At 48.6% G+C, this 12,636-nt stretch carries 12 protein-coding genes; 5 read left to right on the top strand and 7 right to left on the bottom strand.

Translation table 11 applies throughout. The features are described 5' to 3' along the window. Positions 1-170 precede the first annotated feature (170 nt). The 6 genes from L0156_19420 to L0156_19395 form a co-directional block, all read right to left on the bottom strand. A complete protein-coding gene (locus L0156_19420; GenBank protein MCI0605161.1) occupies positions 171-833 on the bottom strand; it encodes a CoA transferase subunit B in 663 nt (220 codons plus the stop codon). Next, on the bottom strand, positions 787-1,488 hold the full coding sequence (locus L0156_19415; GenBank protein MCI0605160.1) for a CoA transferase subunit A: 702 nt from the start codon (positions 1,486-1,488) through the stop codon (positions 787-789). The genes L0156_19420 and L0156_19415 overlap by 47 nt, the downstream gene beginning before the upstream one ends. A gap of 2 nt (positions 1,489-1,490) precedes the next feature. Then, positions 1,491-1,925, bottom strand: coding sequence for a methylmalonyl-CoA epimerase (gene mce, locus L0156_19410; protein ID MCI0605159.1), 435 nt, complete (start codon positions 1,923-1,925; stop codon positions 1,491-1,493). A gap of 5 nt (positions 1,926-1,930) precedes the next feature. Then, positions 1,931-2,887, bottom strand: coding sequence for a methylmalonyl Co-A mutase-associated GTPase MeaB (gene meaB / locus L0156_19405; GenBank protein ID MCI0605158.1), 957 nt, complete (start codon positions 2,885-2,887; stop codon positions 1,931-1,933). A gap of 67 nt (positions 2,888-2,954) precedes the next feature. After that, on the bottom strand, positions 2,955-4,094 hold the full coding sequence (locus L0156_19400) for an acyl-CoA dehydrogenase (GenBank protein ID MCI0605157.1): 1,140 nt from the start codon (positions 4,092-4,094) through the stop codon (positions 2,955-2,957). Between the two features lie 8 nt (positions 4,095-4,102). Beyond that, positions 4,103-5,326, bottom strand: a complete 1,224-nt coding sequence (locus L0156_19395) for a DUF1573 domain-containing protein (protein MCI0605156.1) — start codon at positions 5,324-5,326, stop codon at positions 4,103-4,105. Between the two features lie 117 nt (positions 5,327-5,443). Between L0156_19395 and L0156_19390 the strand changes: the two genes are divergently transcribed. Then, entirely contained in the window at positions 5,444-6,226 is a 783-nt protein-coding gene (locus L0156_19390) for a class I SAM-dependent methyltransferase (protein MCI0605155.1), read from the top strand. Between the two features lie 36 nt (positions 6,227-6,262). On the opposite strand, the gene L0156_19385 is transcribed toward L0156_19390, so the two are convergent. Continuing rightward, positions 6,263-7,036, bottom strand: coding sequence for an RluA family pseudouridine synthase (locus L0156_19385; GenBank protein MCI0605154.1), 774 nt, complete (start codon positions 7,034-7,036; stop codon positions 6,263-6,265). Positions 7,037-7,265: 229 nt separating this feature from the next. Here L0156_19385 and uvrB point away from each other — a divergent pair, with 229 nt between their 5' ends. From uvrB to L0156_19365, 4 genes are all read left to right on the top strand, one after another. Then, positions 7,266-9,260, top strand: coding sequence for an excinuclease ABC subunit UvrB (gene uvrB / locus L0156_19380; protein MCI0605153.1), 1,995 nt, complete (start codon positions 7,266-7,268; stop codon positions 9,258-9,260). Between the two features lie 89 nt (positions 9,261-9,349). After that, the gene (gene uvrC / locus L0156_19375) at positions 9,350-11,176 is read left to right on the top strand and encodes an excinuclease ABC subunit UvrC (protein MCI0605152.1); all 1,827 of its coding nucleotides are present in this window, start codon (positions 9,350-9,352) and stop codon (positions 11,174-11,176) included. Positions 11,177-11,236: 60 nt separating this feature from the next. Further along, a complete protein-coding gene (locus L0156_19370; protein MCI0605151.1) occupies positions 11,237-11,788 on the top strand; it encodes a cob(I)yrinic acid a,c-diamide adenosyltransferase in 552 nt (183 codons plus the stop codon). Next, complete coding sequence (locus L0156_19365) at positions 11,767-12,465, top strand: methyltransferase domain-containing protein (GenBank protein ID MCI0605150.1); 699 nt, start codon at positions 11,767-11,769, stop codon at positions 12,463-12,465. Before L0156_19370 ends, L0156_19365 begins: the two co-directional genes overlap by 22 nt. Positions 12,466-12,636 lie beyond the last annotated feature (171 nt).

Genomic DNA, 12,636 nt, shown 5'->3' with positions numbered 1-12,636 from the left:
CGGCCAGACTTCTGCGGTTCGGAGTTCCTTGTTCGATATTCGGACTTCTCTCCGCTATCATTTTGGTTGTCGGCTATGCCGCGTTAGGTAAGAAGGGGGATCAGGAGATAATTGAGATGTGGAGATATTTTTTATCTCCTTATCTCTCTCTTAATATCTCCTTATCCCCCTTAAATTTCGTACTCTCGCACATTTTCGGCAACGCGCAGCTGAGGTTCCGTCGCCGCCTGAACTTGTTCGACACTCACTCCGGGCGCGACTTCCTTCAAAAGCAACCCCTCATCAGTAACTTCGATCACTGCAAGATCGGTAACGATCAGGTCCACGACCCTTACTCCTGTCAGGGGTAGATTGCATTTTTTCAAAATTTTCTTTTCGCCATCTCTGGATGTGTGTTCCATTGCAATCACAACTCTTTTTGCGCCGCTAACAAGATCCATCGCGCCCCCCATTCCTTTCACCATCTTTCCCGGAATCATCCAGTTCGCAAGATTGCCTTCTTCATCGACCTGCATCGCGCCCAGAATGGACATATCCACGTGTCCACCCCGAATCATTCCAAAGGAATCCGCGCTTGAAAAATAGCTTGTTCCAGGTTGTTCGGTAACTGTCTCTTTTCCTGCATTAATCAAATCAGGATTTTCCATTCCTTCTTCCGGATAGGGACCGATTCCCAGCATTCCGTTTTCCGATTGCAAAACGATGTGAACTCCTTCAGGAAGATAGTTGCTGACAAGAGTCGGCATTCCAATTCCAAGATTGACGTAGAAGCCGTCCTGCAGTTCTTTAGCTGCTCTTCTGACGATAAGTTCTCTTTTCGATACGCTTTTCATGATTGACTCCCTGAAAGATTCTTTTCACAAAAATGCCGGGTGTATGGATGTGATCGCCATCCAGCGAACCGACCGGTACCAGCTGCTCCACTTCTGCGATTGTTATTTTTGCGGCAGTCGCCATCATCGGATTAAAGTTGCGAGCCGTTTTCCGGTAAACGAGATTTCCCATAGCATCTCCTTTCCAGGCCTTTACCAGAGCAAAATCGGCTTTCAGAGCGCATTCCAGAATGTACTCGCGGCCATCGAATGTGCGTTTTTCTTTTCCTTCTTCAACCAGAGTTCCCACGCCGGTTGGAGTATAAAAACCTGCGATTCCTGCGCCACCCGCTCGAATCCTTTCTGCAAACGTTCCCTGAGGAATCAGCTCGACTTCCAGCTCGCCGCGCAAAAATTGCTGTTCGAAAATCTCATTTTCACCCACATATGTGGAAATCATTTTCTTGATTTGCCGCGTTTGAAGGAGCAAACCCAGACCGAAATCATTAACGCCTGCATTGTTGCTGATGACCGTCAAATCCTTTACGCCTTTTTCGCGCAGCGCAGCAATCAGGTTCTCCGGAATTCCGCAAAGTCCGAATCCTCCCACCATGATCGTGGCGCCATCCTGGATGTCATGAATCGCTTCAACCGCGTTGGAAACTACTTTGTTCATCGTTAATCCTTTTCCGCAGGCGGGACGCCCGCGCTACTTTGTTGTTTTAATTCTATCAATATGCCGCCACTGGCCTGGGGATGCAAAAAAGCCACAAGCGAGCCCCCTTCTCCTTTCCGCGGGATTTCATCAATGAGGTAAACGCCTTCTTTTTTTAACCTGTCCAGCTGCTCCTGCAGATCGTCCACCAGGAAGCAAAGATGATGGATGGTTTCTCCTTTCTTTTCAAGAAAGCGGGAGACACCTGAATCGCTGGATGTAGGCTCCACCAGTTCAATATGGGTGGTGCCTTCGGCGCTCTCCAGCATCGCGACGCGCACAAACATGTGTGGAACATCTTCGATGCTTTTCAAACGAAAATTCAGAATATCCGTGTAAAACGGCAACTTATCCTCAATCCTCTTGACTACAATTGCAATATGATCAATATCTTTCATAGGTCCTATTCCATGCGGAAATGCTCAAGGAGTTCTGCAACAACGGTATAGGGATCGGTTTTTCGCATTGCAATGTCCTCAATCCTGCGCGAAATACCAAATCGCTCAAATCCGACATCTACGATCTCCGTAAGAATATGTGATTCGAGAGCGTCTACCAGCCTCTGCCGGTTCTGCGAAAGGATTTTCCCCTGGAGTTTGCCGCTTTTTTTCAGGTATTCTCCATGTTCGCGAATCGCTTCGCTCAATAAATCGATTCCAATGTTGTTGGTTGCCTGAGTTTTTAATACGCGCGGCCGCCACTCGTCCTCAGAATGGGACTGAAAGTAGGATAGAGAATTTTGCAATTCCATTTCCATCTTCTCAGCTTCCGCGCGATCCGACTTGTTCACCACCAGTAGATCCGCAATCTCCATCAATCCCGCTTTCATCGCTTGAACTTCATCCCCGAGTCCCGGCATTAGTACTACAACTGTAGTATTTACCGTTTTCACGATATCGATCTCGTCCTGACCAACCCCGACCGTTTCCACAAGAATGATGTCCTTGCCTGCCGCATTCATAAGGTCCATGACATCAAAGGTGGCGGCGGCAATCCCGCCCAGTTTTCCTCTGGTTGCCATGCTGCGGATAAAAACATCCGGATCGGTGTAGTGTTGTTGCATCCGGATCCGGTCTCCGAGGATCGCTCCCCCGCTGAATGGACTGCTGGGGTCAACGGCAATCACTCCCACCTTCTTTCCTTCTGCGCGATAGATGGATATCAGACGGTCGACAAGCGAGCTTTTGCCGACCCCGGCGGGGCCGGTAATACCGATCAATGGTATGTCCCGTCCTTTGGAATAGACCGCTTTCAAGATTTCGTGGGCTCGCGGGTCCCTGTTTTCGGTAAGAGTAATCGCGCGTGAAAGCGCTTTCGAATCCCCTTGCAGGAGCTTTTCAACTATTGGACCAACGGACATGGTAAGCAAAGTAGTGCGGGCGTCCCGCCTGCAAGCTCGCGCAGACGAGACGTCCGCGCTACATTGTTTATTTCAGGATTTGTTTGGCGATGGCGATTCTCTGAATTTCTGAGGTTCCTTCGCCGATCGTCAGCAGTTTTGCGTCACGGTAGTATTTTTCAGCAAGAAATTCTTTGATGTAGCCGTAACCGCCGTGAATTTGAACGCATTTATCAGCGGCTCGCACGGCGACTTCACTCGCAAAAAGCTTGGCCATGAATGCTTCCTTCGCAAACTTACGGCCGTTTTGACGAAGCCATGCCGCGCGATACGTCATCAATCGGGCTGCCTCAATTTCGGTTGCTGTATCGGCAAGCATCCACTGGATCGCCTGATACTCCGCAATCGGATTCCCGAACTGCTTTCTTTCCTTCGAATACTTTAGAGCCAATTCGAGAGCTCCCTGCGCAACTCCTACGGAAAGAGCGGCAATGGCGACCCGTCCCCCCTCAAGAATTTGCATGCTTTGCCGGAAACCCTGTCCCACGCCACCGATCACGTTCTCTTCGGGAACTTCACAATCTTCGAAAGTCAGAGAAGAAGTGTCACTCGCGCGATGTCCCAGCTTATCTTCCTTCCTGGATGCGCGGAATCCAGGCGTTCCTTTTTCTACTATAAATGCAGTGATCCCATCCTTCGGATTGCTCCGGTCCGTCACCGCCATCACCACGGCAATATCACCAACGGTCCCGTGAGTAATGAAATTCTTTGTTCCATTTAGAACCCAGCTTCCGTTCCGCTTCTGAGCAACGGTCTGCAATCCCTTGGCATCGCTGCCGGCATTGGGTTCTGTCAACGCCCAGGCGCCGATCTTTTGTCCGGAAGCCAGCTGGGTTAAATATTTTTTCTTTTGATCTTCATTCCCAAAAACGAATATGTGATTCGAACAAAGTCCATTGTGCGCCGCCACTCCGAGTCCGATAGCGGAATCAACACGGCCGAGTTCTTCGATCACACAGACATACTCAAGATACGTCATCCCCGCGCCGCCATATTCGGAGGGAATGACAACACCAAGCAACCCGAGGTGCCCGAGTTTGGTCATGATCTCCAGCGGGAATTCCTGCGTTTCATCAAAATAACGAACCTTCGGAGCGATTTCGTTTTCAGCAAACTCGCGCACCATCTGGCGGGTCAGTTCCTGGTCTTCGGTAAAAGCAAAATCCACAGGTTTCCCTACGTTACGTTTACAAAGACCGGAATTCTCAATTGGGGTTGGTCGGCGTTATCCGTTTTCACAAGAATTTCTCCTCTCGTATTTCCTTTTTTGCTGGTATCCACATGTTGCAAGGAAACCGAAAGCTGGAACTGACCGGGATTGGCGGTATTGGGTTTCTTTTCAACCTTCACAGCTGCCAGAGTCGAGCTAAGCTCAAGAACCTGAAATGTTTTCCCGTTTAGAGTTTGGATCGAGACTTCTTTCGGCCCCGGCAATTCCGCGAGTTTTACCGGTTTTACCACGGAAGTTTTTATCCATCCGATTTTGCGAAAGGGAACGGATTTCGGGCTATTCGGCTTCGCTCCTTTTACAGCGGGTGCCTCAAATGTAATTACCTGATACCAGCCCTCTGATTCATTGAGAACTTTAAGCTTCCGGCCTGCTTCCACTTTCTCAACCACAAGAGCTTCCGGTTCGGGCGATTGTTTGACATCCACCGTGTAATTGACTGCCACTTCTTCCGGATAACCTTTAACATGAAAAGAAACGGCTGACGGTGATACCTGAAGCGGTCCCCGGACAACGATCACAACGGGAATGCTCATCTCCTTGATCGGACCTTCCGTGAGTATCTTCACTTCCGTGGAATGAGTCCCAATTGTGTCCGTTCTTTTCACATCAACTGTTAGCTTCTGAACTCTATCTTTTTGAGGTGTCAAGGTTGCAGTGATCATGTTTGAATCGACCACCGGCTTTAGAATTTTCACCGATGGATCAGGTGTCAATAACATTTCCTGTGTCTTCAACTCGCCTTTGCTTACAATAAAGCGCATCGTCTCATCCGGCTGAGTTTCGATCAGTGATTTTACTGTCGCCTTGATGGTGAGTTTTGTATCCGGACGTTTCGGATCATTGGTCCTGATGTCAACGCCCTTTTGAATCGGACCATTGAAATGACTGATGTCTACGGTTGCGTAGATTTTACCTTCGGAACCGGGAGCTATGACCTTGTCATACCTGGTCACTGTGCAACCGCACGCCGGCCTTACATCAAGAATTTTCAGTTGGCTGGTTCCCGTGTTTTTAATAAGGAAAGCATGCTCAATAGGAGCGCCGGTACGGATCACCTGTCCCGCATCGTAAACTTCACTATCGATCACCATGTTAGGCTTTCCATCTTGAGCGAATGAGATGTTCAAAACGAAAAACAAAACAGTCAGAATTGGTAAAATTCGTTTCATTGCCGGTATCTCCGCGAGTGAAAAATCACTCCACCATATCATAAAGGGTCATGGTTCAAAAATCCAAGGGTTTATCTTCCTCAAGCCTTTCTAAATCTGGGTTACACTCTTGTTCAGATGAAACGGGATAAATTCGAGCTGTATCTAGGCAGCGTTCAAACGCCGGAAAAGGATGCGAAATTCCTGAGTCGACGATTTCGACAACTGGCCCGTCGTCCACTCCGGACTCTGCGGGAGGACTTCTGCGGTACCGCCAATCTGCTTTGTGAGTTTGTAAAGCTCCACCCCGGTAATACGGGTATTGGCGTGGATTCCGACCCCAGACCTTTGCACTGGTGCAGGACGAAAAACTTTAAACATTTGAAACAGGAGCAGCAGGATCGCGTCAACCTCAAAAACGCAGACGTAATGACGGTGCGCACAACAGCCGCAGACATGATTGTGGCCATGAATTACAGCTATTCCGTATTTCATACGCGCGCGTTGTTGTTGCGCTACTTGAAGCGCGCGAGAAGATCACTTCTATCTCAAGGTATTTTCCTGCTGGATGTTCATGGGGGTAGCGCCGTCCCGATTGAGGATCAGGAGGTATGGAATGTTGGTGACTTTCAATATGTTTGGGAAGTCACCAGGTTTGATCCGGTATCCCACCGGATCGTTTGCAAAATACACTTCATGTTTCCGGATGGAACTCAACTGCGGAACGCATTCGTGTATGATTGGCGCCTGTGGACTCTTCCCGAACTGCGTGAACTTTTCGAAGATGCAGGATTCCGAAATATTCATGTGTTATGGGAAGGAACTGATTCACAAACCGAATTGGGGAATGGTGTTCTGCGCCGCGTCCAAAAAGGACACGCTGAATGCGCCTGGTACGCCATGGTAGTGGGACAGAAATGACTCACCTCAGAGGCCGCGGAGAACGCTGAGAAAAAATTAACTTTCCTCTCTCTGCGATCTCTGCGTTCTCGGCGGTAAAAATTTACGGAAGTATTTGAGCGTGCGGGAAAGATCATCGGGAACGGAAGCCTCCAGCACCAGCGTTTTTTGTTCTGAAGGTTCGCGCAGGGACAGCCTGAATGCGTGGAGGGTAAGCCGGGACAAAAACGGTTTTTCTTTCCCTTGTTTTTGCTTGTAGTCTTTCTTTAAGTCGGATAAATAAAGCGGCGTAGAATCCCCGTAGATGGGATCAAACAAGAGAGGATGACCGATCGCCATCAAATGAACCCTAACTTGATGAGTGCGTCCCGTTAAAGGATTCACCTCTACCAGAGTGCTGTTTCTGAACCGTTCTAACACCTTATACAAAGAGATGCTTTTCTTTCCTTTGTCGTTCACAGTCATTGTGCCAGGCTTTTTTGTTGATTCGAGCAAGGATAGAGTGATGACTCCATCCTCTTTCTGGATTACACCTTTTGTGATTGCGAAGTACGTCTTGCTGACTTCTCCCTGCTCAAATTGACTGCTCAGAAATGTCTGGGTCTTCACATTTTTAGCAAGAACGGTAACACCGCTTGTATCTTTATCCAGCCGGTGAACAACCCGAACGTTCGGATGGCCGCCTCCTGCTTGCCGGCGGAGATATTCTCGAATCATGTCCTGCGCGGTTGGTATGCTTGGATTCCAGCGGTCAGGCGTGACAAGCAGGCCCGCCGGCTTATTTACAGCGATGAGATTCTCATCCTCATAGAGCACGTCCAGCGTCAGCATAGTAGTGGCAGAGCATTTTGCCTGCTATATGGTATATCCAAATTCAGGCAGGCAAACATCTAAATAGAATGAACATTCTAAATCGTCGCAAATGCTCTGCAAATCCTGAAAGCAGCAGAGCATTGCCAACACATAGTTGATCCAAGGGAAAGTCGAAGATATTTTTCAGAACATGCTCGCTACAATGCGAATGGACAATGCTCTGCCACTACTACGATAATTATCCTTTATGTCTTTCCAATTAAAAACCGAATACACACCACGCGGGGATCAGGAGCAGGCGATCCATTCGCTTGCAAATGGCCTCACCTCCGGTGAAAAACATCAAACATTGTTAGGGGTCACCGGATCAGGAAAGACTTTCACGATTGCATCGGTGATCGCGAATGTGAATAAACCTGCGCTCGTGATTGCCCACAACAAAACTCTTGCAGCGCAGTTGTATCAGGAATTCAAACATTTTTTCCCTGAAAACGCGGTTGAATATTTCGTGAGTTATTACGACTACTATCAACCCGAAGCGTACGTCCCTTCCACGGATACGTACATTGAAAAAGAGGTTTTGATCAACGAAGAGATCGACAGAATGAGATTGTCCGCGACCCGCTCACTTTTTGAAAGAAGAGACACGATCATTGTTGCGAGTGTTTCCTGCATTTACGGTATCGGTTCGCCTGATTCATTTTTTTCTATGCTCCTTTCCGTGGAAGGTGGCGGTAAGTATCCAATGAGGGACATTCTACAACGACTGGGCGAGCTTCAATATCAGCGAACCCAGGGAGAATTAAGCCGGGGACGTTTTCGGGTTCGTGGAGATATGGTAGAAGTGTATCCGTCCTATGACGAAAAAGCCGTCCGCATTGAATTGTTTGAAGACACAGTCGAAAGCATCACCGAGTTTGATCCAACGATCAACCGCAAGATCCGTCAATTGCGCCGAACCATTATTTTTCCGAAAAGCCATTACGTTACGCCGCAACACCGGCTCAAACGCGCGATTGATACGGTGCGTGAGGAATTAAAAGAGCGGACGGCAGAACTCGATCAGCAAGGAAAACTCCTGGAAGCTCAGCGGCTTCATCAACGAACGATGTATGACCTTGCAATGTTGAAAGCGACAGGTTTTTGCCATGGTATTGAGAATTACTCGCGCCATCTGGATGGAAGAGCAGCCGGTTCCCCACCTGCCACCTTAACGGATTATTTTCCAAAGGACTATTTGCTTATCATCGATGAAAGTCATGTAACTGTGCCGCAACTTCGGGCAATGTACGAAGGGGACCAATCCCGAAAAAGGGTGCTTGTGGAGCACGGTTTTCGTCTCCCTTCTGCGCTGGATAATCGCCCATTGAACTTCCAGGAATTCGAACAGCGCGTGAATCAACTGATCTATGTTTCCGCTACGCCCGGACCTTATGAGTTGCAAAAAAGCGGCGGTGTCGTGGTGGAACAAATTGTGCGGCCGACGGGACTGACGGATCCGGAAATCATCATCAAACCGATCAAAGGCCAAATGGACGATTTGCTTCATCAAATCAAAGCACGAGCTGCAAAAAGTGAGCGGGTGCTGGTCACCACATTGACCAAGAAAATGGCGGAGGATCTCACGGAGTTCTTATCGGAGTATGGTGTGCGCGTCCGGTATCTGCATTCGGAGATTGACACACTGGAGCGCATCGTGATTCTCCGCGATTTGCGTCGCGGCATTTTTGACGCCCTCGTCGGAGTGAACCTTCTTCGAGAAGGTCTCGACTTGCCTGAAGTAAGTCTGGTAGCGATCTTAGATGCGGACAAAGAAGGGTTCCTTCGCTCAACAAACAGCCTCATACAGACTTCGGGAAGAGCCGCACGCAACGTCAATGGTCAGGTTATCATGTATGCGGATATCGTTACCGGATCGATGCGCGGTGCCATCGCGGAAACAGAGCGAAGACGCAATGTGCAGCTTCAATTCAATCAGGAGCATGGCATCACTCCATCTTCCATTCGAAAGCGAATCGATGATGGATTCGGAGAAGCAGAAGAAGCCGACTATTACACGGTGCCCATTTCTGAGGATCCCGATCTGAAGGGGATACGCTCCATTGCCCAAATTCATGATTTGATCACGGAATCTGAGAAAGAGATGCTGGTTGCCGCGGAGAAATTGGATTTTGAACGCGCTGCTGCATTGCGCGACAAAATCAAGAAGCTAAAAGAACACGAAATCGCTTTACTCCAATAGAAATTCACCGCAGAGAGCGCAGAGGACGCAGAGAAAATAATTCTCTTGATTTTTCCTCCGCGATCTCAGTGTTCTCTGCGGTAAATTTTATGGATCAAGCTAGAGAAAAACTGCTGGAGCGGGTGAAGCAATTACCCGATAAGCCCGGCGTGTATCTGTTCAAAAATTCGAAGGGCCGGGTCATTTATATCGGGAAAGCAAAATCGCTGATCCATCGTGTGCGATCCTACTTCTACGACGTTACCGGAGGTCCACTGACCTACTGGATGGTAGCGGAGGCCACTGACCTCGATTTCATCGTTACCGATTCGCCGGCAGAAGCACTGATGCTGGAAAACAATCTGATCAAGAAGAATCAACCGCGGTACAACATTCTTCTGCGCGATGACAAAACGCATCCGTACATCAAACTCACGGTGCAGGAAGACTTTCCTCGCGCGTATATCGTGCGGCGGGTACGGAAGGACGGCGCTGCTTATTTTGGCCCTTTTATTCCGGCATCCCTTGCAAAGAAAACTTTGAACTTGATCTACCGTTATTTTCTTTTGCGGCAATGCCACATCAAAATCACAGAAGAACCGCAGCGTCTCTGTCTGCTCTATCACATTCATCGCTGTCTCGGTCCGTGCGCCCAATTGGCCACACGGGAAGAATATGCCCGCGCGGTAACCGACGTTCGAATGTTTCTGGAAGGCAAGAAAGAGGACCTTCTGGCGCGGCTTCGTGAAAAAATGTTTGAATATTCCTCGCGCCAGCAATATGAGCTTGCCGCAAATTATCGCGATCTTGCGAATACTGTAGAAGAGCTGAACACACGTCCAAAATTAATTTCGTATGAGCTGGAAGATGCGGATCTCTTCGGATATGCGCGGTCGGCGGAGAACATCGCCGTTCAAATTTTCTTCATGCGAAATGGGCAGATTGTGGGTCGTCACGAATTCTTTTTTGAAAGTAAACTTGTAACGGATAGCGGGAGTCTTCTCTCTCACGTTTTGATGCAGTTTTACAGCATGCCACGATTTTTACCAAAGAATATTTACGTGCAGCACAACTTTCCCGACCGGGAAGTAATCGAGCAGCTTCTGGCCGAGAAGAAAGGGAGTAAGGTAAAAGTGAATGTGCCGGTGCGCGGGAAAAAGAAGAAGCTGCTTCAACTGGTCATCAAAAACGCGCAGATCGCGCTCGAAGTCAATTCCAGCGCAGGAAGAGTCCGAAGTTACGATACCTTGCAAGCTCTCCAGGAAACCATTAACATGAGCACTTTGCCTTACCGGATCGAGGCATTTGATATCTCAAACATTCAGGGAACTAATTCCGTCGCTTCGATGGTCGTATGGGAAGCGGGACGACCGAAGAAAGGCGACTACAGAAAGTTCAAAATCCGTGGAGTCGTAGGACCGGATGATTTTCGCTCCATCGCTGAAGTTGTGGAGCGACGTGTAAAAAGAGTTTTGGATAAAGAGTGGCCCATGCCGGATCTGATGATCATTGATGGAGGGAAAGGCCAATTGAATGCCGCGCTGGATGTGTTGCAGAAATATGATTTGAATGACCAACCCATTATGGGACTTGCGAAACGAGAAGAAGAAATCTTTTTGCCGGGCCATTCCGACTCCATTAAGCTGGAGGAACGCTCGCCGGTTCTAAAATTGATTCAGCAGGTCCGGAATGAAGCGCATCGTTTTGCGATCACCTTTCACAGGCAGCTTCGAACGAAACGCTCCATGGAATTAGCGATGGATGAAATTCGCGGTATCGGCCCGAAACGCAAACAGATACTGCTTCAGCATTTTGGGAGTCTGGAAAAAGTGCGCATGGCATCGAAAGAAGAATTGCAAAAGAAACTGGGCCCCGTTCATGGCGACCGTCTTTACAGCAAACTTCATCCTGAATTAACCACAGATGAACACAGATAAACACAAATTTTTATTTTTTTTATCGGTGTTCATCTGTGTTTATCTGGGGTTTCAAACTCTATGAAGATTTATACAAAGACGGGCGATAGAGGCGAAACGGGACTATTCAAAGGCCTGCGCGTTCCCAAACACGACTTACGCGTGGAAGCTTACGGAAACGTGGATGAGTGCAATGCCGTGATCGGCATTTGCCTTTTGCATATTCAAAACGCCGAAATCAAGACGTTGCTTTCGTCCATACAGCATGAGTTATTCGAAGTCGGTGCGGATCTGGCTACACCTCCGCAACAGCAAAATGATTCCAGATGGCGTATTGATTCGGAAATGACCGCCAATCTGGAACGCGCGATCGATCATTTTGAGTCGCAACTGCCCGCTTTAACGAACTTTATTTTGCCCGGCGGGTCACTCGCGGGCGCGCACATTCATTACGCAAGAACTGTCTGCCGTCGCGCCGAACGAAGCGTCAGCAAACTCGCAGAACAACAGCAGATCGGTCCGGAAATCCTACGGTACTTGAATCGTTTATCTGATCTGTTATTTGTCCTTGCCCGCGCAGAAAATCAGCATGAAGGCTTGCCGGAAACAATATGGAAAAAACGGAACAAGTAGGACACTCACACGCGCATCCCCGTGGCGTGATGGATGCCGAATATCATCAGGATCGCTTAAAGAGTCCCGGTCCCAGATACCGTTTTAAGCGTCGCGGGCTGGAAGTTGCCAGAATCCTGCAAACCTTCGGACCACACAACCCATCAATTCTCGACATCGGCACCGCGGATGGCCTTCTCCTTGATCTCGTGTGTGAAAAAGTCAGGCCTTCAATCGCCATCGGTTTGGATCTTTCCTGGGGTTTATTGAAATCCAACACCCGCAATCAGCAGATTCTTCAGGCGGATGCGGAAAGACTTCCATTTCCCGATTCACACTTCGATGCCGCCATTGCAACAGCGATCATCGAACATTTGCCAAATCCCACAAGATTCATTGAGGAAATCAAAAGAGTCCTGAAACCGGGAGGAATCTGCGTGATTACCACGCCGGTTCCACTATTTGAAGAGATTGCTTCAAAGCTTGGTTTCCTGAAGGAAGATGACCATCAAGAAACCTTTAATCTGAAGGGATTGACCTCACTCATCGCAAGCAAGGAATTTCAGATTCTCGAATCAGAAAAATTCATGATGTCCCCGGTCGGCTTTCCCGCAGAGTTGAGCATCGAAAAGGTGATAAAGAAGATCGGCTTAAGCGCGATTCTGTTGAATCAATTGGTGGCTGCGCGAAAGCCGTAAATAAACACACGCCGGCGGGACGCCCGCGCTACTTTGATGAAAGCAATTTAGCAAGCTCATCAAAGCTTTGAACGGAGATTTCTCCGGGACGTTTGTATCCGACAAAAAGGATGCCGGCCGCCTCCGCTGCCTCAGCATCGTAGATAGAATCTCCCACATAGCAGACTTCCT

Source organism: bacterium, assembly GCA_022616075.1.
Lineage (GTDB): Bacteria > Acidobacteriota > HRBIN11 > JAKEFK01 > JAKEFK01 > JAKEFK01.
Note: the sequence above shows the minus strand (reverse complement) of the source record. Positions and strands in the feature narration are given on the sequence as shown.